General features: G+C 66.1%; 16 protein-coding genes. 13 read left to right on the top strand and 3 right to left on the bottom strand.

Annotation, left to right across the window (positions count from 1 at the left end; genetic code table 11):
• The first annotated feature begins 131 nt into the window (after positions 1-131).
• A complete protein-coding gene (locus BN1133_RS06495; protein ID WP_050665727.1) occupies positions 132-782 on the top strand; it encodes a hypothetical protein in 651 nt (216 codons plus the stop codon).
• Between the two features lie 23 nt (positions 783-805).
• The gene (locus tag BN1133_RS06500; protein ID WP_050665728.1) at positions 806-2146 is read left to right on the top strand and encodes a reprolysin-like metallopeptidase; all 1341 of its coding nucleotides are present in this window, start codon (positions 806-808) and stop codon (positions 2144-2146) included.
• Between the two features lie 47 nt (positions 2147-2193).
• Here BN1133_RS06500 and BN1133_RS06505 read toward each other — a convergent pair whose 3' ends face one another.
• Positions 2194-5337, bottom strand: a complete 3144-nt coding sequence (locus tag BN1133_RS06505; protein WP_082177932.1) for a S41 family peptidase — start codon at positions 5335-5337, stop codon at positions 2194-2196.
• A 256-nt stretch (positions 5338-5593) separates the two neighbouring features.
• Between BN1133_RS06505 and BN1133_RS06510 the strand changes: the two genes are divergently transcribed.
• The 4 genes from BN1133_RS06510 (at position 5594) to BN1133_RS06525 (ending at position 10244) form a co-directional block, all read left to right on the top strand.
• Positions 5594-6070, top strand: coding sequence for a L,D-transpeptidase family protein (locus tag BN1133_RS06510; protein WP_050665729.1), 477 nt, complete (start codon positions 5594-5596; stop codon positions 6068-6070).
• A 114-nt stretch (positions 6071-6184) separates the two neighbouring features.
• Complete coding sequence (locus tag BN1133_RS06515; RefSeq protein ID WP_050665730.1) at positions 6185-7711, top strand: YjjI family glycine radical enzyme; 1527 nt, start codon at positions 6185-6187, stop codon at positions 7709-7711.
• Entirely contained in the window at positions 7686-8546 is an 861-nt protein-coding gene (locus BN1133_RS06520) for a YjjW family glycine radical enzyme activase (protein WP_050665731.1), read from the top strand. The genes BN1133_RS06515 and BN1133_RS06520 overlap by 26 nt, the downstream gene beginning before the upstream one ends.
• Before the next feature lie 69 nt (positions 8547-8615).
• Positions 8616-10244: an EAL domain-containing protein gene (locus tag BN1133_RS06525; protein ID WP_050665732.1), complete on the top strand. Its 1629-nt coding sequence runs from the start codon at positions 8616-8618 to the stop codon at positions 10242-10244.
• Here BN1133_RS06525 and BN1133_RS06530 read toward each other — a convergent pair.
• Both BN1133_RS06530 and BN1133_RS06535 read right to left on the bottom strand, forming a co-directional pair.
• Positions 10141-11067 (bottom strand): LysR family transcriptional regulator, encoded by a 927-nt coding sequence (locus BN1133_RS06530; protein ID WP_050665733.1) that lies wholly within the window; start codon positions 11065-11067, stop codon positions 10141-10143. The genes BN1133_RS06525 and BN1133_RS06530 overlap by 104 nt on opposite strands.
• Positions 11068-11111: 44 nt before the next feature.
• Positions 11112-12305, bottom strand: a complete 1194-nt coding sequence (locus tag BN1133_RS06535; protein WP_050665734.1) for an amino acid aminotransferase — start codon at positions 12303-12305, stop codon at positions 11112-11114.
• A 239-nt stretch (positions 12306-12544) separates the two neighbouring features.
• Here BN1133_RS06535 and bcsG point away from each other — a divergent pair, with 239 nt between their 5' ends.
• The 7 genes from bcsG to bcsC are packed head-to-tail and all read left to right on the top strand — an operon-like array spanning position 12545 to position 24314.
• Entirely contained in the window at positions 12545-14179 is a 1635-nt protein-coding gene (gene bcsG / locus BN1133_RS06540) for a cellulose biosynthesis protein BcsG (RefSeq protein ID WP_050665735.1), read from the top strand.
• 11 nt (positions 14180-14190) lie between these two features.
• On the top strand, positions 14191-14379 hold the full coding sequence (bcsR, locus tag BN1133_RS06545; RefSeq protein ID WP_082177933.1) for a cellulose biosynthesis protein BcsR: 189 nt from the start codon (positions 14191-14193) through the stop codon (positions 14377-14379).
• A complete protein-coding gene (locus tag BN1133_RS06550) occupies positions 14376-15035 on the top strand; it encodes a cellulose synthase operon protein YhjQ/BcsQ (RefSeq protein ID WP_050665737.1) in 660 nt (219 codons plus the stop codon). Before bcsR ends, BN1133_RS06550 begins: the two co-directional genes overlap by 4 nt.
• Complete coding sequence (gene bcsA / locus BN1133_RS06555; RefSeq protein ID WP_050665738.1) at positions 15029-17596, top strand: UDP-forming cellulose synthase catalytic subunit; 2568 nt, start codon at positions 15029-15031, stop codon at positions 17594-17596. The genes BN1133_RS06550 and bcsA overlap by 7 nt, the downstream gene beginning before the upstream one ends.
• The gene (gene bcsB, locus BN1133_RS06560) at positions 17596-19818 is read left to right on the top strand and encodes a cellulose biosynthesis cyclic di-GMP-binding regulatory protein BcsB (protein ID WP_050665739.1); all 2223 of its coding nucleotides are present in this window, start codon (positions 17596-17598) and stop codon (positions 19816-19818) included. The genes bcsA and bcsB overlap by 1 nt, the downstream gene beginning before the upstream one ends.
• A gap of 12 nt (positions 19819-19830) precedes the next feature.
• Positions 19831-20919, top strand: coding sequence for a cellulose synthase complex periplasmic endoglucanase BcsZ (gene bcsZ / locus BN1133_RS06565; RefSeq protein WP_082177936.1), 1089 nt, complete (start codon positions 19831-19833; stop codon positions 20917-20919).
• Positions 20907-24314 carry a cellulose synthase complex outer membrane protein BcsC gene (gene bcsC / locus BN1133_RS06570; protein WP_050665741.1) on the top strand — a complete coding sequence of 1136 codons (3408 nt, stop codon included), beginning with the start codon at positions 20907-20909 and terminating at the stop codon, positions 24312-24314. The genes bcsZ and bcsC overlap by 13 nt, the downstream gene beginning before the upstream one ends.
• Positions 24315-24319: the final 5 nt, after the last annotated feature.

A 24319-nucleotide genomic window follows, 5' to 3' on the forward strand; every position in this document is an offset into this window, starting at 1 on the left:
ATTCATCAAGATATTGATCTGAAAGAGATTGGACCTCTTACCCCCAGATGGGGGTAGGGGCTGTGCTTCCCTCGAGAGTCGGTCGCTCTCTAAATACGAGTCTCGCTTGAGCTCTCTCTTGGGATAGTACGATGAATATCAATAAGATAGCCGTTTTCTCATGCACCACCCTTGCCCTGGTTACCCTCTGGTGGTGGCACACCCGTCCCGCCCCGGTGACGCCTCCCCAGGAGGAGGATGAACTCCCCATAGTGCTGCCGGCTCCCCTTGTCTCGGAGGAGCGCCTCTCCCTCCCCGAGCCCAAGGCTATCCCCGCGTCTTCCCTGGCCCCTTCCCCGGTTGCGACCACGCTGACCCCGGGAGGTGGCCACTATATCGACACCCCCTGGGAAGAGGCCGAGCCGGGCAGCGATCTCCCTCTCACTCGCCCTGCCCGTAGCGACATCGAGTTCATTCGTGCCATTGCCCTGACCGACGACGCCCTGGGACAGGCTCAGCCGGGAGACGTGGTCAGCCTGAGCCTGCCGGACGGGCGCACCCTGCAGGCCAGGGTGACCGGCACGGCGCTGCAGGCCGGTGGGCGCCGCAACTGGCAGGGCGAGGTGGAGGTGGAAGGCGAGCCCTATCCCGTCAACTTCACCTTTGGCAAAGAGACCGCATTCGGGTTCATAGGTACGCCGCAGGGCAGCTTCACCCTGGAGACCCTGCGCGGCCAGGGATGGATATATATGACCCCGCCTCTGGACGACAGCCACACGGATGCGCTGCCGCCCCGTTCATGACGACAACAAGAAGGAAACATCACATGCAGAAAACAATGACGGCCCTCCTGGTGGGGGCCCTGCTCGGCAGTGGGAGTGCGGCGGCGGTGACCGTCGACCTGATGGTGCTGCACACCCCGGGGGTCGCCAAGCTCTACAACGGAGATGCCGGCACCCGGGCCCAGCATCTGGTTAACGTGGCCAATCAGGTCTATGCCAACAGCGGCCTGGATGTGACCCTGCGCCTGGTTCACAACCAGCAGGTGACCTATCCGGATCTGGGGAGTGATGAGGTGGCGCTGGATGCCCTCACCGACCGCACTCATAAAGGGTTCAAGGAGGTCTCGGCCCTGCGAACCCGCTACGGGGCCGATGTGGTCACCCTGCTGAGGCCGGAGGATCCTGCCTACAAGGGGAGTTGTGGTCTGGGATGGGTCGGTGGCTCTTATACCAGCGGTCGTACCGAAGGGAAGATGGCCAGCTTCAAGGAGAGCATGTATAGCCATGTGGTCGTACAAGGTTGTCCCGACATCACGCTGGTGCACGAGCTGGGCCACAACATGGGCCTCAACCACTCCTGGCTGCAGGATGGCGAGGGGGGCGGCACCTTCAGCCACGCACTGGGACACGGTGAGCAGGGGATCTTCTCCACCGTGATGGCCTATCCCCACAAGTTTGGGGTTCGCAACAGCGAATACACCTTCTCCTCCCCGGCGCTCACCTGCAAGGGGCGTCCCTGTGGTGTGCCCATCGGTCAGCCCAACGAGGCCGATGCGGTCGCCGCCCTGAGGGTGACCATACCCCAGGTGGCCGCCTTCTATCCCACCATGATCGCCGAGAGTGCGCCGGATCTGGTTGCCCTGGAGGCGGAGGTAACCCGCCTGCGCCAGGCGTTGGCCGACGAGCAGAAGGTTTATCAATCCGCCCGTGAGGCCTTCGATGCCAAGGAGCAGCGCTATCAGCAGCTCAAGGATGGCTACAATGGCAAGCAGGCAGGCCTGCAGCAGGCGCGCCAGCAGCTGAACGACGCCATTCGTGCCTCTAATGCCCTGGTCAACGAGTCCAACGCCCTGGTCGAGCGCATCAACCGGGCCCGGGATCGTGCCACCCGCGCCGCGCTGATCAAGCAATACGAGGCATTGCAGCCTCGTCTGAACGAGGCACAGCGGCTGACTCAGGAGCGGAGCACCGGCTTTAATGTCCTGGTCGCACAGTTCAATGGGGAGGTGGAGGAGTTTAACCAGCTGGCGCGTAACCGGAACCAGGAGCGCCAGAAGATGGATGCGCTGGAAACCCGACTGGAGCAGGCACGCAACGCGCTGAATCTGGCCGAGACCCGCTTCCAGCTGGCACAGGCCAAGGCCGGGGAGAAGGCGACCGCCTGATCGGACGCCGGATAGTAGAAGGGGAGCCTGGGCTCCCCTTTCTCGTTTTAGGGGGTGGGCTCTCCCTCGAGCAGGGCCAGAGCCTCCTCGATGGCGGCGTCGAGCTGGGGATCGCGCCCGGCCAGCAGATCCGCCGGGGTATAGCGCACCAGCCGGTCCGGCTGCTGCTCCCGATTCTCGTAGAGGGTGCCGTCGGGTGCGCGCAGGGCCAGGCTCGGAATGCCGTATTCGAGCCCGGGAATGAGGCGCGAGCTGTGGTTGTAGACCATGGTGCCGGTGCCGGGTATCGGCTCACCCACCACGGGACCCAGCTTGAGGGCCTGGTAGTAGCGGGGGAAGGCGGAGCCCTCCGAGTAACTGGCGGCATTGGCCAGCACCAGGCTCGGCTTGGTCCACTGACGGGTGGCCGAGTCCGGGGCTCCCTTGCCGGCACGCGGCCAGCTGCTCGCCATCCCCTGCTGCTCCCCGTTGCCGGAGAGGAACTCCACCAGGGTATTGGCCAGATAGCCTCCCTTGTTGAAGCGCACGTCGACGATCAGGGCCTGGCGGCTGCGCTCGCGTCCCAACACCTGGGCGACCACATCCGCATAGACGGCGGCATTCATCTCGGGGACATAGACGTAGCCGATGCGGCCCTGGCTCTGGCGTTCCACATAGGCCCGGCGTCGCTCGCCCCACTGGGCCAGGATAAGCGACATCTCCTGCTCCAGACCCATGGCCGTCACCTCGGCCTGCAGCGGCTCCTCGCCACGCTGCAGGGTCAGTTGCAGCCGCTGTCCGGCCCTGTGGTTGAGGGCCTGATCCAGGGCCGGCAGGTTCTCGATGGCGACACCGTCGATGGCCACCAGACGATCGCCGACGGCGACCTCGCTCTCCATGTCGAGAGGGCCGCCCGGCAACAGGGCGGCGAGCTCCAACCCCTGCTTCTGTTCACGCCACACGGCCCCCAGGCTGGCGCTCTCGTCGCCGCCGGCCGGGGCCGGGGGAATGCCCCAGGTGTGGGAGACGTTGAGCTCACCCGCCAGCTCTCCGAGCAGGGTGGCGAAGTCGGTCGGGTTACCGATGGAGGGAAGGAAGCGGCGATAGTCGCGCACATAGTCGTCCCACTTCACCCCGTTCATGGCGGGGTCGTAAAACTCGCTGCGGGTGAGGCGGGCAATCTGATCGAAGCTGGCGCTCATCAGGCTTTGCCACTCCTGCTCCTGCTGCAGAGTGAAGCCGATCTGTTCCGCTTGCCCGGAGTCGAGGGGGATGCGGGTGAGGGTGCCATCTCCAATCAGGATGGCGTGGGTTCCTTCCCGGTCCAGGCTGGCCAGGGCGGGGCCCGGCTGATCCTCGAACAGGGGGTGGCGCTCCCCGGAGGCGATATCCAGGGCGTAGCCACGGATCACCGGATCCGGACCATCCAGATACTCTTCGGTGATGTAACGCAGCTCTCCCCCCCTGAGCTGGCTGGCCAGCAGGGTGCCGGAGAGGGGGTGCAGCAAGGCCTCTCTATGGTCGAGGCGCTGGCTGTCGAAGGGGTAACCCTGCTTGGGCGGCTCTCGTTCGGCCAGGGCATCGGCACGGGCCTCGCGGCTGCTGTAGAGACCGAGCAGGGTGCGGCCGACCGGTTCGCCGTCGGCGTCGAGCAGGCCATAGCGGGCCGACTGCCAATAGAGGATGCCTCCCTCCTCGCTCCAGGCCGGCTCCTCGTCCAGATAGCCGTTCTGGCTGACGTTGACCGGTTTGGTTCCGGGCTTGGCGAGGTCCAGCACCGCCACCTCCTGCTGGGCCGAGTCCGGCTGCAGGGTCACGGCCAACTGCTGGCCCGAGGGGGAGAAGGCGAGGCTGATGCTGTGCCTGAACGGGTTGGCCTCGGGACCGAGCAGCTCCCTCTTTTTCCCGCTCTCGAGCTCGAGCAGCCAGATTGCCTGACCGTCGACCACGAAGGCCACCCGCTTGCCATCGCGGCTCAGGGTGGGCCGGCTGATGGCCTGTCCCGGCAGGATCAGCAGCTCCTCTTCGTGGAGGGCGCCGGGGGCGCTCAGGGGGCGATCGGGCTCGGCGCTCTCGAGGCGATAGAGGGCGGCGGCTCCGTTTCGTTCGCTCAGAAAGAGGATGGCGGAACGATCCGGCAGATAGAGGGGGGCGCTCTCCTCGCTGGGGGTGCGGGTGAGGGGGCGGCTGCTCCCCTTGCCGAGATCGACGGCGAAGAGATCCCCCCCGGCGACCAGTACCGCCTCTTCTCCCTGTGGGCTCACCACGGCCTCATCCGCCTGGGTGAGGAGGTGGGTGCGACGCAGGGGGGGCAGTCCTGCCTGCATGGTAAAGGCGAGGCGTTGTGGCTCGGTGGCGCCGGCGGGCAGGCGATAGAGTTCCCCCTGCCAGGACCAGGCGAGATCCCCGTTGTCGGCCTGGGTCAGTTGGCGCACCGGATGGCCGCGATAGTGGGTGAGCTGCTGCTCCTTGCCGCTGGCGAGATCGTGGCGCCAGACGTTGAAGTCGCCGCTGCGCTCGCTCAGATAGACGATCCCCTTGCCGTCCGGGCTCCACCAGGGGTCGCTGGCGGCGATGCGATCCTCGCTCAGTTGGCGTTGCTCACCGCCTTGCTGCAGCCAGATGCGGGAGACGGCGAAGGAGTGCTGGTGCTTGCGCCATGGCTGGTCGGCGCCGGGCATCTGGTAGACCAGATCCTGGCCGCGATAGCGGGCCTGCAGGGCGGGGAGGGGAAGATCCGCCGTGAGGGCGCCACCGCCGACGGGGGCCCGATAGAGGGCGCCGAAGCCGCCATCCAGGGCATAGAAATCCTGCTCCGGCAGGCCGGGGCGTTGGGAGGTGAGCACCACCTCGCGCCCGTCGGCGCTGAAGGTGAGGGGGCGGTCCGCACGGGAGTCGACGGTGAGGCGGGTCATGGGGCCGCCGGCGGCCGCCATCACATAGACATCGTCATTGCCGTAGAGATCGGCGGCGAAGGCGATCTGCTTTCCATCCGGTGACCAGACCGGGGAGTGGCTCAGGTAGTCGCTGCCGGTCAGGGGGGTGGCCGCCCCTCCGCTGCCGGGGGCGATGAAGAGGCGCCCCTGCCAGGTAAACAGGATGTGGCTGCCATCCGGGGAGAGGGCCGGCTGGCGCAGCCAGAGCGGATCGGCACCCTGCGCGGCAGCGGCGCACAGCAGCAGGGTGAGTGGCAGGGTTCGCAACGAAAGCATGCTGGCTCCTTGAGGGACATTCACCGGTCATTATGGCCCACTCACAAGGCCGGCTTCCACCCCGACTTGTTGAAGTTATCTTATTGTTTTATAACTCTATTGTGAGCATAACTCCCCCCGCTTGAGGAATTGTTCACGCGCCCGTATTGAGTATTGGCGGCGATCAAATATGATGTCGCACGCCGCGCTCTGACTGGCGTCGCGATTTGGATGATCATTGAGAGAGCAGCCGTGAAGAGGCTGTCCGAGGGATGGAATGAGAGCAGTATTGATGTGTCTGCTGGCCCTGTGGCCGGCCCTGAGTATGGCTTCCCTGTCGGCGGACATGGTGGTGGTCCACAAGTCCCGCTATAGCCTGACCCTGATGAAGGATGGCAAGGAGGTCAAACGCTACTGGATCGCCCTCGGCCCGGCGCCGGTGGGGCACAAGCAGCGCGAGGGGGATCAGCGTACTCCCGAGGGGCGCTATCTGCTCGACTACAAGAAGACCAACTCCGGTTTCTACAAGGCGATTCACGTCAGTTATCCAAACCTGGACGACCTGGCCAATGCCAAGGAGAAAGGGATCAGCCCGGGTGGCATGATCATGATCCACGGCCAACGCAACAGCTGGGGTAGCCCGGCGGTGCAGCGCTCCAACTGGACCAATGGCTGTATCGCCCTGCTCAACCACGACATGGATGAGGTGTGGAACGCGGTGCAGCCCGGTACTCCCATCGTCATCTACCCCTGATGTGATCCAGGATGGCGGATTTCCTTCTGTGAAATCCGCCATTGACACCTTTTCCCTTCATAGTAGGCATACAAAGAGAGAGGATACCTCGGTTCCAACTGCGGGAGTCGTATCATGTCCTTTATCGAGCAGTGCCGGCGCATCGTGCGCGATCCTCATCTCTCTGCGGCCCAGAAGGCCCGTCTGCTCTCGCTGGAGGCGGAGAATGCCCTCCCTTATCCGGATCTGCCCGAGCAGGTCAGGATCGCCCGGGATGAGGGGGTCATCTGCGACATGTTCGAGGGGCACGCCCCCTACAAGCCCCGTTATGTGCTGCCCGATTACGAGCGCTTCCTGGCCCAGGGCTCCCGCTGGCTGGAGCTCTCCCCCCCGAAGGACTTTGACGAGGCACTCGAGGCCCTGCGGATCCTCTATCATCACGTCCCCTCGGTCACCGCCATGCCGGTCTGGCTGGGGCGACTCGATCGGCTGCTGCTCCCCTTCATCGGCGGGATCGATGAGGAGACCCTCTATCGCAAGCTGAAGGCCTTCTGGATCTATCTGGATCGGGTTCTCCCCGACGCCTTCATGCACGTCAATATCGGCCCCGACGACAACCCCGTCTGCCGCTTGCTGCTGCGCATCGATGGCGAGCTGGCCCAGGTGGCCCCCAACCTCACCCTCTTCTGGGATCCCGAGCTGACGCCGGACTCCCTGTTGCTGCAGGCCGCCGGTAACATCACCACCACCGGCAAGCCCCATATCGCCAACTATCCCCTCCATCGGGGGGCCTTCGATCGGCTCGGCGTGGGTATCGTCAGCTGCTACAACGCCCTGCCCATCGCCGGTGGTGCCAACACCCTGGTGCGCCTCAATCTCAAGGCGGTGGCCGAGCGCAGCCGGGATCTGGAGCACTTCATCGGTGAGCAGCTGCCCCGCTACTGCGAGCTGATGTCCCGGCTTATCGAGGCTCGCAGTCACTTCCTGCATCAAGAATCGGGCTTCTTCGAAAGCTTCCTGGTGAGCGAGGGGCTGATCCGCGAGGATCGCTTCGTGCCCATGTTCGGCATCTACGCCATGGCCGAGGCGGTCAACCTGCTGCTCGAGAAGAGCGGCTTGCCCGGCCGTTACGGTCAGGACGAGGGGGCCAACCGGCTGGGGCACCGCATCTCGGCCACCCTGGCCAGCTTCGTGCAGGGGCGCGAATTTACCCATGCCTGGCAGGGGCGGGCTCTGCTCCACGCACAGGGGGGGCTCAGCGTTGACACGGGTACCACGCCCGGAGTGCGGATCCCCTACGGGGAGGAGCCGGATCCCGCCAGCCACCTGCTGGCCCTGGCCCCGCACCACGGCTACTACCCCTCTGGGATCAGCGAGATCCTGACCCTGGATCCCACCATACGCAGCAATCCCCGGGCCCTGGTGCAGCTCTGCAAGGGGGGCTTTGCCCTGGGGCTACGGGAGTTCACCGCCAACGTACAGGGCAACGATCTGATGCGGGTCACCGGCTATATGGTGAAGCTCTCCGACATCGGCAGCCATGCAGAGTCGGGATCGCGCACTAACACCACGGCCCTGGGGGCCGAGGCGGCCGAGAACACCGGCATACTGGGGCGCCAACCCAGGGTGGTGAGTCATGAGCAGCTTGCGGGTCAGCGTTAGTCGCCTGCTCACCTTCTCCTGTGTGGATGGGCCGGGCAATCGCCTGGTCCTCTTCCTGCAAGGGTGCAACTTTCGTTGCCCCGCCTGTCACAATCCCCACACCATAGGGGAGTGCGATCACTGCGGTGACTGCCTGGCGGTCTGTCCGGGCGGAGCCCTGAGTCGGCAAGGGGAGAGGGTGGTCTGGGATGAGGCGCTCTGCACCCGGTGTGACGCCTGCCTCGATATCTGCCCACGCAGTGCCAGCCCCAAGGTCAGCGAGATGTCGGTCGAGCAGGTGGTGGCTGTGGTGCGCCGCTATGCGCCCCTGCTCACCGGGATCACCGTCTCGGGTGGGGAGGCGACCCTGAGGCTCCCCTTCCTGGTGGCGCTCTTTGGCGCCATCAAGGGGGCGGCGGATCTGGCTCACCTCACCTGCCTGGTCGACAGCAACGGCTTCCTGGCCGAGGCGGGCTGGCGGCGACTGTTGCCCGTCTGCGATGGTGTCATGGTCGATCTCAAGGGATGGAAGGAGTCGGTTCACCTCTCCCTGACCGGCCGCTCCCGTGAACGGGTACATGACTCCCTGCGCCTGCTGGCCCGGGCCGGCAAGCTGGCCGAGGTGCGGCTGCTGCATATTCCGGGGCGGAGCGATCTCCATGAGCACTGCGCCGAGCTGGCCGCCCTGCTGGCCGAGCTGGGGCCTGTGCCGGTGCGCATCAACGGCTTTCGCCACCACGGAGTGCGTGGGGAGGCGAGGCAGTGGCCCCGTGCCGGGCAGGAGCAACTGGAGCAGTTGGCGCAGGGGTTGCGAGACAGGGGTTGTCGCTCCCCCATCGCCTTGCCTGCCCTCTAACCCACCGTTCAGTGATTAGTTTGTCATTACCGGTTGTGCCGGTTCGGGGCTGTGCTACCGTGCCGCCCCATGAGTTGCCACCGCCTCGCCCTGACACTGTTGCCCAGAGACCTCTCCCTGCCCCGGGCCAGGGGTGGCATCACCTTGCTGGTGTGGCTGCTGTGCCTGCTGGCGGGCAGCGGTTTGCAGCTGCGTCTCTATCTGGCAGAGACAGAGCAGACCCTGGAGGCGCGCTCCCGTCAGGCCATCGGGCTGCTGGATCGCATGCTCTCCTACGCCAACGTCACCAACCGTTCTCTCCTCGACGCCCCCTCTACTCCCTGTAGCCGCAAGGTGCAGGGCTGGCTACATACCCAGGTGGCTGCTGTACCCTTTGTGCGCACCTTGGGGTTCAACCAGAGGGGGCTGGGGTGTACCTCCATGGTTGGGGTGAGGGATCATCCCCCCCTCTGGGAGGGGGCGCGCCTCTCCCTGCTCCCGGCGGAGCGGGTCTTTCAGTCGAGACCCCTGCTGGTGCTGCGCGAGCGGCGAGGGGAGCGATCGGTCTTCAGCACCATCGACGGGGAGTATGTGCGGCAGATGCTGGGGCAGGCCGCCCGGGATGAGCTGCAGCTGTGGATGCGGGTGGGCGATCTCTGGTTTGACGGGGTGCACCTCTTCCATGTGCCGCCACTCGCCTTCGCCGGATGGGGCAAGCGCCAGACGCCGTCACGGCGCTATCCCTTCACCCTGTATGCCGGCTATCCGGCGCAGCCCCTCTGGTCGGCGCTCTGGAAACAGCGGCGATTCAATCTGCTCCTGCAACTCGCCTTCTCGTGCGCCATGGCCTGGCTGACCTACTGGTTGCTGGGGCGCCCCCGCTCGCCCCAAGGGGAGCTGGCGCGGGCCATGCGGGCCCAGGAGTTTGTCCCCTATCTGCAGCCCCTGGTGGAGAGCCATTCCGGGCAAGTCGTGGGCGCCGAGGTGCTGATGCGCTGGTGTCACCCGGCCGAGGGGATCATTCCACCGGATCAATTCATTCCCCAGGCCGAGGCGTGTGGCCTCATCGTCCCCATGACGGCACAGCTGATGGAGCGGGTCGGTGAGGCGCTCGCCCACTGCCAGCACCAGCTGCCCCGGGGTTTTCACCTCGGGGTCAATATCACTCCCCGCCACTTCCAGGAGAGTGCCTTGCCGGAGCTCTGTCGGCGTCTTCTCGACCGCTTCGAGCCGGACCGCATCAGCCTGATCCTGGAGCTGACCGAGGGGGAGGAGCTGATCGATGACGCCCACACCCTGAGCGTGCTTGCACAGTTGCGCGCCATGGGGGTCAGGCTGGCCATCGATGACTTCGGCACCGGCTACTCCAGCCTCGCCTACCTGCAGCGCTTCAGGGTGGACTATCTCAAGATCGATCGCTCCTTCGTGCGCCACATGGGGAGTGAATCCCTCTCTGGCCACATAGTGGAGAGCGTGATCGATCTGGCCCGGCGGCTCGGTCTGGCCCTGGTGGCCGAGGGGGTAGAGCGGGAGGAGCAGGCGCGTTTCCTGCGAGAGCGTGGAGTGGGGCTGCTGCAGGGTTACCTCTATGGTCACCCCGAGCCCCTCTCGCGCTTTATCGGGTCGTCAGCTCGCTCGCCAGTTGCAGCAGACGCCGGCGCAGCCAGCCCATGGCCGGATCCTGACCGGCCGGGCCAAACCATACCAGAGAGTGGGTGACGGCGCCGTATTCGAAGGGGACCGGGCGACTGACCAGCCCCAGGTGAGCGGCGCAGGCCTCGGCCCAGCCCTGGGAGCAGGTGAGCACCAGGTCGCTGTGGCGGCAGAGGGCGGCGGCGCTGCCAAAGTCGGGCAGGGTAGCACCGATGCGGCGCTGCACCTGGAGCTGGGCCAGTTGCTGCTCGAAGAAGGGGATGGCCAGCTCCTCGTCACGGATGGCGATATGGCGCCAGCTCAGGTAGGTGTCCAGCCCCCAGGGCTGCGCCAGAGCCGGGTGGCCGGGGCGTAGCAGGCAGATGAGGCGGTCCTCGCACAGGGTCTCCCACTCGAGGCCCGGGTGGCGGGGCTGGCTCTGATCGTGGGGCAGGATGACGAAATCGAGTCGCCCCTGGGCCAGGGCATCGAGGCCGCGGGCCTCCTTGCTCCAGACTTCGGGCTCGAGACCGGGCACCTCCTCCATCAGGCGCCCCAGCAGGGGGCTGCCCAACCAGGCCAGGGAGCTCTCGCGCAGGGCGATACGAAGACGGCCCCGCCAGCTGGCGGGGTTGAACTCACCTTCCCCGAGCAGGGCGTTGAGATCGACCAGCAGCCGGTGCAGGCTGGGGCCGAGGCGCTCGGCGAAGGCGGTGGGGATCAGCTGGTTGCCCTGGCGATAGAGCAGCTGATCTCCCAGGGTCTCGCGCAACTGCCCCAGGGTCTTGCTCACCGCCGACGGGCTGGTGCACAGACGCTCGGCGGCCCGGGTGACACTGCGGGTGTCGAGCAGCATGTGCAGGGCCACCAGGTGGCGCACTCCGAGGCGCGAGAGGGCGATGAGATCCATGGGTGCTCCGAAAGCAAGACCCCGCCGGGGCGGGGTCAGGGGGCTTAGCTCAGTACGGCGGCGATGGCGTCGGCCACGTACTCCACATTAGCGCTGTTGAGCCCCGCCACACACATGCGTCCGGAGCGCACCAGATAGACGGCGTGCTCCTCGCGCAGGCGATCCACCTGCTCGGGGGTGAGCCCTGTGTAGCTGAACATGCCGCGCTGGCGAATGAAGTAGCCAAAATCGCGTCCCGGTACCCTGGCGCTGAGCACGCTGTAGAGCTTCTCGCGCATCCCCTTGATGCGGGTGCGCATCTCGGTCACCTCGTCCACCCAGAGGGCGTGCAGGTCGGGCTGGGTCATCACGGCCGCGGTGATCTGGCCACCGTGGGTGGGGGGGCTGGAGTAGTTGCGGCGCACGGTCGCCTTCATCTGGCCCAGCACCCGGGCGGCCTCGTCGCCATCCTGGCAGACCACAGACAGGCCGCCACAGCGCTCGCCGTAGAAGGAGAGGTTTTTGGAAAACGAGTTGCTGACGAAGAAGCTGACTCCGGCGTCGGCCATGGCGCGGATGGCGTAGGCGTCCTCCTCCAGACCATCACCGAAGCCCTGATAGGCGATGTCCATAAAGGGGATCAGGTTCTTCTCAACGATGAGGGCGATGACGCTGTCCCATTGCTCGCGAGTGAGATCCACCCCGGTCGGGTTGTGGCAACAGGGGTGCAACAACACTATGCTGCGCACCGGCAGGCTCTCCAGGCAGGCCAGCATGGCATCGAAGCGCACGCCACCGGTGTCGGCATCATAGTAGGGGTAGTCGTGCACCCTGATGCCGGCACCCTCGAACATGGCCTTGTGGTTGTCCCAGGTGGGATCGCTCACCCACACCTCGGAGCCCGGGAAGTAGCGCTTGAGGAAGTCGGCACCGATCTTCAGGGCACCGGAGCCACCTATGGTCTGGATGGTTGCGATACGGCCGGCCTGGACCGCCTCATGGTCAGCACCGAACAGCAGCTGCTGGACGGCGGTCCGGTAGTTGGCGGCCCCCTCCATCGGCAGGTAGGGGCGCGGGGTCGGAGCAGCGGCACGCCGGGCCTCCGCCTGCTGCACCGAGGGGAGCAGAGGAATACGCCCCTGCTCGTCATAGTAGAGGCCAATACCGAGGTTGACCTTCTGCTCACGGGGGTCTTTGTGGAAGGTTTCGACCAGGGTCAGGATGGGATCGCCCGGGTAGGCATCGACGTGTTCAAACATGGGGGGTCCTTGCTGTGGCTGTTCACTTCGCCGGCCTCCGGCCGGGGCTGACATCATGGCGTAATCCCGGGCCGGTCACAAGTCTGCCAATATCGCAGACCCGGCTCACACTCTTACTCCATAACAATCTGATGATATTGATAAAAACAGGCATAATGAGATGACTCATGTATCCATAGACACGACACAACCTGTCTCTGCCCACTTCGGGCCGGCCAGCGAGAGGTAACCCTCCCCTTATGACTCGACAAACGCACTTCCCTCGGTCTCCCTGGCAGGAGTGGCAAGGTCTGGGGGGATGGAACCTCTACTTCATGGGCAAGCTGGCGCTGCTCTGGGCCGGCTATCTCAACTACCACCCCCTGCCAAACCTGGTCTTTCTGGCCTTTCTGCTGCTGCCCCTGTCGAGACCGGCCTGGCGGAGGGTTCGCCACTGGCTGGCGCTGCCTCTTGGCGTTGTCCTGCTCTACCACGACACCTGGTTGCCGGGCATCGACAGCATCATGAGTCAGGGGGGGCAGCTCTTTTCGTTCTCGTTTGCCTACCTGATGGAGCTGCTGGGGCGCTTCATCAACTGGGATATGGTGGGCATTGGGTTCGTCATGGGAGTGGCCTACCTCTTCCTGGCCCAATGGTTGCGCTTTACCCCCTGGATTGTGCTGGCTCTGGGCTGGCTCTGGCTGGCGCCTCAACTTCCTACCCGGCCCGCGACCGGCAAGGTGGTGGCTCAGTCAGCCGACAAGGTTGAATCTACCGAGCAGCAGGGGATCAAACTGCAGGTCGACGAGAGTGCGCCCCCTACCAGCGAGAACCTCGGCGCCTATCTCAACAGCTTCTATGCGGAGGAGCAGGGGCGGCGGGTGACCTTTCCGACCAGCCTGCCGAGCGATGCCACCCCCTTCGACGTGCTCATCATCAACATCTGCTCCCTCGCCTGGAGCGATGTGGAGGCGAGCGATCTGACCACACATCCGGTCGGGCGCCACTTCGACATCTTCTTCAAGCACTTTAACTCCGCCACCTCCTACAGCGGACCTGCCTCGATCCGTTTGTTGCGAGCCAGCTGTGGCCAACCTGCTCACTCGGATCTCTACGGCGCCGCTCCCCGCCAGTGCCTGCTGATGGAGAACCTGGCCGCTCTCGGATTCGAGCAGCAGGTGGCCATGGATCACTCGGGCGCCTTCGGCAACTACCTCAAGGAGCTGAGTGAGTATTCCGGGTTGCAGGTGACCCCCATGAAACGGGATGGCTTGCCCCATGACCTGACCTCGTTCGACGGTGAGCCCATCTATCGGGACGATGCCCTGTTCCAGCGCTGGCTGGATCAACGGGCCGGGAGCCAGGCCAAGCGCAATGTCACCTTCTTCAATCTGATCGCATTGCACGACGGCAATCGTTATGCAGCCAACCGTCAGCCGGCTCCCTACAAGGCCAGGCTCAAAAATATGCTCGATCAACTGGATCGTTTCCTGACGGCGCTGGAGCAGTCGGGACGCAAGGTGGTCGTGTTACTGGTGCCGGAGCACGGTGCCGCCCTGACCGGCGATCGGATGCAGATGTCGGGCCTGCGGGACATCCCCAGCCCCGCCATCACTCGGGTGCCCGTGGGTGTCGCCCTGATCGGGACCCGTGAACGCCCCCAGGAGGTCCATTACGTCGACGCCCCGAGCAGCTACCTGGCCGTCTCGGAACTGGTCTCCCGTCTGGTGGGGGACAACTGGTTCGACAAGGAGAAGATCGACTGGAGCACCCTGCTGAAGGGGCTGCCAGAGACCCCCTGGGTTGCAGAGAACCAGGGGGCGACCGTGATCGAGTATCAGGATAAGAACTACATCAAGCTCGGGAAGGGGGAGTGGGTCCCCTATCCCCGTTGACGGAGGTCTCTATGCAGGGGCGACCCCTCTCCCCCTTCGGCGTCACGGTCGAGGGGGATCACATCACAGACATCGCCATCGTGCAGGAGGCCTTTGGCGTCTCTCTGGATTATCACGACGTGGCGCAGGAGGAGCGGCTCGAGGCCCTGCGGCGTCGCTACCCCCTGCTGGGAGAGCTGGATATGAGGAATAGACGGTGATCACCATTGCCCTCAATGGCCTGCGTGGCGGAGTGGGAACCAGCGCGACCGTGGCCGGGATCGCCCATGCGGCCTGGCAGGCCGGGCGCCGTGTGCTGGCCCTGGGCCTGTGCCCGAATAATCAGCTGGCGCTGCATTTTGGTCTCTCCATCGACACCGCCGGGTGGTGCTCGCTCGCCGACCCGGCCAGCCAGTGGCAACAGGCGTTGCACACCTGGCAACCCGGACTGGACCTGCTGCCCCGCGGTCAGGGGGGCGAGCAGGGCTCACCGGCCTGGCTCTCGGCCATCTCGGGCTATGACCTGTTGCTGCTCGACTTGCCGGTGGGGGGCGTGGCGGCGGCGGATCGCCGACTGACCCTGGTCCACGGGGATGCCAACTGCCATGTGCGCCTGTTTCAGCATCAGTTTGAGGCGACGGAACGCCTGCTGGTCACCCAGTTCGACAGTAGCCGGGCCCTGCAGCAGGAGCTGATGGAGCTGTGGCAACAGGCGAAGCTGCCCCTGCTCAACATGCGGCTACACCGGGATGAGGCGATGGCCGAGGCGATGGCGCTCAAGCTGCCGGTGGGGGAGCATGCCCCGGATAGCCTGGTGAACCGGGAGCTGACGGCGCTGGCACAGTGGTGCCTGAGCCCCGAGGGGGCACAGTGCTGAGGCTGCTGTTTCGGCCCCATGCCCTGCTCTGGTGCCGGCAGCGTTACCGGCATGGGCGGGTGCAGGGGGCCTCGCGCAGCTGGAGCCTGCTGCTCACCCTGCTCGGGCTGCTCGCCTGGAGCCTGTTTCCCCTTGAGCGCCCCGGTTGGCAGTGGCTGCGCCGGCACCGAACGGCTCTCTTTCCCCAACTCGGTCGCCCCCGCTCGGGGGATCCCCTGCGCGCCCTGATCCAGCTCTGCTGGCTGCTGGTGCGCCGCCCCATTTCCCGTCCACTGCGTTGGCCGTCATCGTGGCAGCGGGCCTGGCAGGCATTCACCGGCGCATTGGGTCGCTATCTGGCCCGCTTCGAGCGCAAGGGGGTCTCGGCCGCCGTGGAGGGGCCCAGGGTCGCCCGCTGGAAGGCCGGCTTTTTCTGCACCGTGGCCGGGCTGCTCAGCCTGCTCTGCATCACCCAACCCTTCGATGCCCTGGCCCAGCTGGTGTTCGTGCTGTCGCTGGCGACCATGGCCCTGGTGTTGCGGGCCATTCCCGGTCGCTACCCCATGCTGATGCTGATGATCCTCTCTATCATCATCTCCTGCCGCTACATCTGGTGGCGCTATACCTCGACCCTGGACTGGCTCGACCCGGTCAGCCTGATGTGTGGCTTGCTGCTGCTCTTCGCCGAGACCTACGCCTGGGTGGTGCTGCTGCTTGGCTACTGGCAGACCGCCTGGCCCCTGCACCGGCCGCCCGCGCCCTTGCCACAGGATCAGAGTCTGTGGCCCTCGGTGGATCTGATGATCCCCACCTATAACGAGGACCTCGCCATCGTGAAGGGGACCGTCTACGGGGCGTTGGCGCTGGACTGGCCCAGGGATAAGCTCACCATCTGGCTGCTCGACGACGGGGATCGCCCGGCGTTTCGCGACTTCGCCGAGGAGGCGGGGATCCGTTATGTGGCGCGCCCCACCCATGAGCACGCCAAGGCGGGCAACATCAACCACGCCCTCAAGCAGGCGAGCGGGGATCTGGTGGCCATCTTCGACTGCGACCACCTGCCGACCCGCTCCTTCCTGCAGATGACGGTGGGGTGGTTCTTCAAGGACCCCTCCCTGGCCCTGGTGCAGACGCCCCACCACTTCTTCTCGGCCGACCCGTTCGAGCGCAATCTGAGCCGTTTTCGCAAGATGCCCAACGAGGGGGCGCTCTTCTACGGCCTCATTCAGGATGGCAACGACACCTGGGATGCCAGCTTCTTCTGCGGATCCTGTGCCGTTATCAAACGCTCGGCGCTGGACGAGATCGGCGGCATCGCGGTGGAGACGGTGACCGAGGATGCCCACACCTCCCTGCGGCTGCACCGTCTCGGCTATACCTCGGCCTATATCCGCATCCCCCAGGCGGCGGGGCTCGCCACCGAGAGTCTGTCGGCCCACATCGGCCAGCGCATCCGCTGGGCGCGCGGCATGGTACAGATACTGCGTCTGGATAACCCCTTGTTTGGCAAGGGGCTTAACCTGGGGCAACGGCTCTGTTATTTCAACGCCATGCTCCACTTCATGTCGGGGATCCCGCGCCTCATCTTCCTGACGGCACCGCTGGCGTTCCTCATCCTGCACGCCTACATCATCTATGCACCGGCCGGGGCCATCGCCCTCTACATGCTGCCGCACATCTTCCACAGTGCCCTCACCAACTCCCGGTTGCAGGGCAAGGTACGCCACTCCTTCTGGGGAGAGGTGTACGAGACGGTTCTGGCCTGGTATATCGCCCGTCCCACCACGGTCGCCCTGTTCGCCCCCCACAAGGGGAAGTTCAACGTGACCGCCAAGGGGGGGATGACCGACGAGGTCTACCTGGACCTGGAGGTCTCTCGTCCCTACCTGCTGCTGGTGCTGCTCAACCTCTGCGGCCTCGGCTTTGGGGTCTGGCGTATCGCCACCGGTCTGCCCGGCGAGATACCGACCCTGCTCCTTGGCATGCTCTGGGTGCTCTACAACATGACCATACTGGGCGGCGCGTTGGCGGTGGCCTTCGAGTCGCGTCAGGTGCGGGCCAATCCCAGGGTCGAGATGGCGATGCCGGCGGCGATCCGGCTGGCGAGCGGACACCTCTATCCCTGCGTCCTGAAGGATTATTCCAACGGTGGGGTCGGTCTGGAGCTGGAGCACGAGCTTGTTCTGGACGGTCGTGAAGCGGTGTGGCTGCTGCTGCGAAACGGCCTGCGCGAGTCGCTCTTTGCCGCCCGGGTGCGCCGGGTGATGGGGAAAAAGTTGGGGCTGGAGCTGGCCCCCATGACCCGGGAGCAGCATATAGCCTTTATCCAGTGCACCTTTGCCCGTGCCGATACCTGGTCACTCTGGCAGGAGCGACTCGGCCGGGATCGCCCCCTGCACAGCCTGATCGACATTACCCGGCTCGGGTGGAGTGCCTACTGGCGCCTGCTGCGCAGCAGCTTCCTGGCCCCCTTCTGCATCGCCAGCGAAAAACTGGTTCGCTGGCTATTTTCCTTCTTGCCCCGTCGCGTCTCGCCGGATTTCCGGTCTCAGGCTCCGACCCTTGAAACAGTGAAAGGATGATGAACCGACAAGCCTATCTCCTCCCGCTACTGCTGCTCATGCACGGGCCGGCCCGGGCCGACGCCATCGGTCCACAGGCCCAGGTGCCGCCACCGGTAGAGCAACGGGAGCTGACCCTGAAGCAGATCGCCGCAACCCCGGGAACCCTCTCCCTGTTGGGTACGCGGCCCGACGGGCTGGCCGATTTCACCGTACGCCGGGATCAGGTGGTGACCGGTGCCACGCTGGATCTCGATTACACCCCCTCTCCCTCGCTGCTCCCCCTGCTCTCCCAGGTCAAGGTCTACCTGAATGACGAGCTGATGGGGGTCACCCCCCTGATGAAGGAGCAGCTGGGGCAGCGCAGTCATGCGCGGATCCCGCTCGATCCCCGTTATGCCAAGGATTTCAACCGTCTCCGTTTTGACTTTATCGGTCACTACCAGAAGGTGTGCGAGAACCCGGCGAGCAGCGCCCTCTGGCTCAACGTCAACCGGGACAGCAAGTTGAGCCTCACCCTGCAGACCCTGCCGGTGCGCAACGAGCTCTCCTTCTTTCCCATGCCCTTCCTCGATACCCGGGATCAGGGCAAGTTGGTGCTCCCCATGGTCTTCAGCGGTGCCGTGCCCCTCATCGAGCAGCAGGCGGCCGGGGTGCTGGCCTCCTGGTTTGGTACCCGGGCCGACTGGCGTGGCCAGCACTTTCCGGTGCTGATCGACCAATTGCCCGAGCGAAACGGGGTCATCTTCGCCACCAACGAGCAGCGCCCCCCCTTTCTGGCCGACTACCCCAAGGTGGATGGGCCCACCATCGACATGATCAGCTCGCCGGATAACCCCTATGTGAAGCTGTTGCTGGTGCTCGGGCGCCACGGAGAGGATCTGCTCACCGCCAGCCGGGCCATCGCCCAGGGCAATGTGCTGCTGCGCGGCCAGAGCGTGCGGGTCGACGACCTGACTCCCCTGGCGCCGCGTCAGCCCTACGATGCGCCCAACTGGCTCAGGCTGGATCGTCCGGTCCGTTTCGGCGAGCTGGTCGAATATGAGGGGCAGTTGCAGGCGAGCGGGGCACAGCCCTGGCCCCTCGCGTTGACCCTGCGCCTGCCACCGGACCTCTATCTGCTCGCGAGCCGTGGCATCAAGATGGATCTGCGCTACCACAACACGGCCCCCCTCAGTCGGGATGGCTCGCGGCTGGATCTGGCGGTCAACGATCAGTTCATCCGCTCCTATGCCCTCGAGCCCGAGGCGCTCAAGGGGGAGCAGATGCTGACCCTGCCCCTCTGGCTGGCCGGAGACGATGATGCCCGAGCCCTGCGCATGCCGGGTCTTAAGGTGGCCCAGCCCAACCGGCTCAACTTCGTGTTTCAATACGCCGATCGTGTCATCGGGGGTAACTCGGACGGCCGCTGCGACACCATAGTGCCGCCCCCCCAGCGGGTGCGGATCGACGAGGGCTCGACCCTGGATCTCACCGGCTATCGCCACTTCATCGAGATGCCCAACCTCAAGGTGTTTGCCGGGGCCGGCTTCCCCTTCAGCCGTCTGGCCGATCTCTCCGAGAGCCAGATCCTGATGCCGGCCAGACCCCTGCCGGGGCAGATCACTACTCTGCTCGATATCCTGGGGGCCATCGGCGCCGAGACCGGGTATCCGGCGCTCTCGGTGCGCCTGGTGGATGACTGGGAGCAGGCCAGGGAGGCAGATCTCGATACCCTGCTCATCGGTGCCCTGCCCGGGGAGCTGGGTGACGATGCCGAGCCCAATGCCCTGCTGGCGGCGGGCAAGAGCTGGGTCAACCAGCCGCGTCGCCCCTCACAGGGGGATCTGCTGGCCTCTCTCGAGGATCGTCAACCGGAGGCCAGGATCGCCATGAGCGGTAACGGCGCCATCGCCGCCATACTGGGGCTGCAGTCGCCGCGCCACGAGCAGCGCAGTCTGGTGGCCCTGCTGGCGGGAGGAGAGGCCGGGGTCGAGCTGCTCAACAAGGCCCTGCAGGATCCCACCCAGCGCAACAAGATAGGGGGCTCTGTGGCCATCATCCGGGAGTCGGGCGTCAGCAGCCTGACCGTGGGCGAGCGCTACGAGGTGGGTTATATCCCCTGGTGGGAGCGCCTGTGGCACTTCTTTGCCAATCACCCCCTGCGCCTGGCCGGTCTGAGCCTGGTCTGCATGCTGCTGCTGGGTTGGGGCCTGAGACTGCTGCTGGCCGGTGTCAGCCGCCGCCGCCTGAAGGAAGAGTAAGGGATGAGTGCGATGAGACGAATCTGTAGTGCCCTGCTGCTGTGGGGCCTTGCCATGATGCCCGCCTGGGGCGCCTGCGACTGGCCAGAGTGGGAGCACTTCAAGGCCAGCTATCTGGAGGAGGGGCGGGTGATCGATCCCTCCGACCCGCGCCGTATCACCACCTCGGAGGGGCAGAGTTACGCCCTCTTCTTCGCCCTGGTCAACGACGACAGGGAGACCTTCGCCCGATTGCTGGAGTGGACAGAGCTGCAATTGGCCAGGGGGGATTTGACCGGTTTCCTGCCCGCCTGGCTCTGGGGCAAGCGGGAGGATGGCAGCCTGGGGGTGCTCGACGCCAACAGCGCCTCCGACTCGGATCTCTGGATCGCCTACAGCCTGATCGAGGCGGGGCGCCTCTGGAATAACCACAGCTACTCCTCCATCGGTACCATGCTACTCAGGCGCATCGCCCGGGAGGAGGTGGCTACCCTGCCGGGTCTGGGTCCCGTGCTGTTGCCTGGTCCCACCGGCTTTAATCAGGGAGAGCGCTGGACCCTCAACCCCAGCTATCTGCCCCCCCAGTTGCTGGCCCGTTTCGCCTCCTTCCAGGGGCCCTGGCAGGGGCTGCGCGAGACCCTGCCCGCCCTCCTCACCGGCAGTGCCCCGCAGGGCTTCGCCCCTGACTGGGTCGATTGGGTAGCGGGTCACTGGCAGGCCAGCGAGGGCAAGGGTGGCATGGGCAGCTATGACGCCATCCGCGTCTATCTATGGCTTGGCATGCTGGCCGCAGACGACCCCGCCCGCGCCGCCCTGGTGGCGCATTTTTCCCCCATGCTGCAGGCCATTGATTCGACCGGCACGCCGGAGCGAGTCGAGGTGCAAAGCGGCAAGGTCGTGAGCCGGGGCGGGAGCGGATTCGCCGCCGCCCTGCTGCCCCTGGCCCGGGGCACCCCGGGTGCCGAGGCTCTGCGTGCCCGGGCGACCCGTGAGTCGAGCCGGAGCGATGCTTACTACGGCAGCGTGCTCACCCTGTTTGGGCTGGGTTGGGATCAGGGGCGTTATCGCTTCGCGGCGGACGGCACCCTGCAACCGGCGTGGAGCGGCACATGTCAGCCCTGAGTGCCCTCTGCTTGCTGGGGGCACTGCTCGGCAGCACATCTGTGCGGGCCGAGGTCGAGCCGGTCAGCTGGCTGCTTGGACAGATCCGGCTGGGGGAGGCGACCGGACGGGAAGATCTGGTGAGCAACTCCCTCTACTCCCTCTCGCTGATCGAGGGGGCGAGAAGCGAATTGCTGGCGGCCCGGGCCCGCCAGGCCCTGCGACTGGGCAAGGTCGATGAGGCGCGCCGCCTGCTCGGCGAGCTGGGCAAGCTGGCACCGGACTCCCCCCTCTATCGCCAGGGGATGGCCAACCTGGCCCTGAACGAGCCGGCCAAACGGCAGCAGCTGCAGCAGGCTCGCCTGCTGAGCCGGGCCGGGCGTCTCGATGAGGCACTCTCTCTCTATCGCTCCCTGCTGGTAGAGGGGCAGGCCCCCAATCTGGAGCTGGCGGTGGAATATGCCCTGTTGCAGGCAAGCATCCCCTCGCTCCATCGCCAGGGGATGGCCGAGCTGGTGCGGCTCAACCGGGATTATCCGGGGCAGCCGGCCTTGCAGGCCGGGCTGGCCGGCCATCTGCTGGCCGACGGTCGGCAGCGGGAGGCCTTCACCCTGCTCGAGAAGATGGCCCAGAGCCCCTTCTCCCGTGGCAGTGCGGCCAGCCTCTGGCTCGGGGCGATCCGGGATATGCCGGTCGGGGAGTCGAGTATCGCCGCCCTGGAGCGCTTCATCACCGTCTTCGGCAGCGGCGACGAGGTCACCTCGGCCCTGGCCATGCTGGAGGAGCAACAGAGCCGGTGGGCCTCACCCGCCTTCCGGGCCCGGCAACGAGCCCTGGCCGGGGAGGCGAGCCTGGCCGAACTGAAGCGGGCGCTGGCCGCCAATCCCGACGATGTGGCATTGATCGGTGCCCTTGGGCAGGCGTACTCCCGCGCCAACCAGCGGGCCCTGGCCATCGCCCAGTTCGAGAGGGTGCTGCGCGAGCCGGGTCTCGATGACCGGGCCAAGTGGCAGGGGCTGCTCGATACCAACCGCTACTGGTTGCTGCTGGAGCAGGCCGACGGGGCCCTCGAACGGGGAGAGGCCTCGCTCGCCGCCAAGCGTTATCGACAGGCGGTGCGGCTCGACGCCAAAGAGGCGGAGGGATGGCTCGGGCTCGGGGATGCCAACCTGGCTCTGGGGGACGAAGCGGCAGCCGAGCAGGCCTATGGTCAGGCCCGCCGTCTGGTCCCGGGGGATAGCCGTCCCCTGCTCAAGTTGTTTGCACTCTATCGTGCCCGGGATCCCGAGCGAGCCCTGGCCCTGATCGAGGGGTCGCCGGCATTGGCTGCCCAAGGGAAGCGGCTGCGCAGCGAACTCCTTCAGCAGCAGGCCGATAGCCTGGCAGAGCAGGGAGAGCAGAGCGGGGCACAGGCCCTGCGCCAGCAGGCCCTGACCCTGACGCCGGAGGACCCCTGGCTCACCTACCGGGTGGCCAGCACGCTGGCCGAGCAGGGGGAGGCCGGTCGCGGCGAGCTGATGTTGCGCGGTGGTCTTGCTCTCTACCCCCGGGATGCGGCCTGGTATCGGGCCCTGGCTCTCTATCTCTCGGGCCAGGAGAGGCCAGAGGAGGGGCGGCGGGTGCTGGCGCGCCTGCCCAAAGCCCAGTGGAGCGAGGAGATGGGGGCCCTGGATCGGCGGTTGCAGCGAGAGCAGACCCTGACCGAGGCCAGACGCTTGCATCAGGAGGGGCAGCTGGCCGCTGCCGAGGCGCATCTGCGCCCCCTCTTGCCCGACCCCGAGGCGCTCCTGCTGCTGGCCGGCTGGACCGCACAGCGAGGGGAAGGGGCCGAGGCCGATGCCTTCTACCGGCGTCTGCTCGAGGTCGAGCCCGGCAGTCTCGAGGCGCGTATCGGCCTCGCCGAGCTGGCGCTGGACCGTGGTGACAGGGCAGCGGCGAGAGAGTGGTTGCCCCCCTGGCCTGACACCCTGCCGCCGATTGGGGAGGCGGGGAGGTGGCGCGAGGTTGCCAACCTCTATCAGGCCCTGGGAGAGAGCGCCCGGGCCGAGGCCATCTTCACCGCCTATGCCCCGTCGATGGCGCAGGCCTCTTCCCGCGACAGTGCGCTGTTTTGGCGCGACGGGGCTCGCCAGCGTTTTGCCACCGGGCAGACCGGGCAGGCCATCGAGCTGGATCGCAAGGCCATGGCCGCCGCCGGCCTTATCCCGGATGCCGGGGTGAATGAGGGGGATCTGACGCGAGCGACCCGTGCCCGTGAGGGGGAGGAGTGGCTTGCCGCCAGCCTGCGTGCCGATCTGGATCGCCACTATCGCCAGAGCCAAACCACCGTCTCGTTTGACAGCGACTACTGGGGCTCCAGTGGCACGGGGGGAACGTCCGATCTGCGGGCCCTCACCCAGATGCTACAGCTCGATACCCCATGGGCGGGAGGCACCCTGTTTGGCCGGATAGAGCGGGTTGACATGGATGCGGGTCACTTCTCGGGGCAGGAGAAGTTCGGTACCTGCGTCGAGCGTCTCTGCACGCCCGGGGATCAGCAGGCTCAGGGGACCCTGGTCGCCGCCGGATGGCACAAGGGGCGCTGGGCCTTCGATCTGGGGACGACCCCCCTTGGCTTCGAGGTGGTGGACTGGAGCGGCGGGGCCTCGGTGCAGGGCGATCTCGGGGATCTGGGGTGGACCTTCACCCTGTCCCGGCGCCCCGTGACCAGCTCCCTGCTCTCCTATGCCGGCACCATGGATCCCGGCACCGGCACTGTGTGGGGGGGTGTGCGGGCCAACGGGGCTCGCCTCGATCTGAGCCACGATCTGGGGGGGGCCGTGGGTTACTGGGGCAGCCTGCAGCAGCACCTGCTGACCGGGGAGAATGTGCCCGACAACTGGCGGACCCGCCTGATGGGGGGGGGCTACTACAAGTTCATCCATCAGGAGCACAGGCGTGCCAGCGTGGGTCTCAATACCATGTTGTGGCACTACCAGCGGGATCTGGGGGGCTATACCCTGGGGCAGGGGGGTTACTACAGCCCCCAGCGTTATTTCTCCCTCTCCCTGCCGGTGAGCTATCGCCAGCGCAGCAGCGACTGGTCGTGGGAGGTCAATGGCTCCCTCTCCTGGTCCCGCTCCCGCAGTGACGACACGCAACGCTACCCGATCTCCGGCCTGGTGCCACCAGCCCTGCCGGATCGGGACGCCATCGAGCGCGGCGGTGGCAGCAGCGGATTTGGCTACACCCTGGGGGGGCTGGTGGAGTACCGCCTGACCGATCACTGGCGCATCGGTGCCCGTATCGATATTCAGCAGGCCGACGACTATGCCCCGAGTCACGGGACCCTCTTCCTGCGCTACAGCTTCAAGCCCTGGCAGGGGGATCTCGACATGCCTCCCCGTCCTCTCACCCCCTACGGGGAGTTTGACTAAGCGGG

It is taken from the genome of Aeromonas schubertii (assembly GCF_000820105.1).
In the GTDB taxonomy this organism is placed as follows: Bacteria; Pseudomonadota; Gammaproteobacteria; order Enterobacterales; family Aeromonadaceae; genus Aeromonas; species Aeromonas schubertii.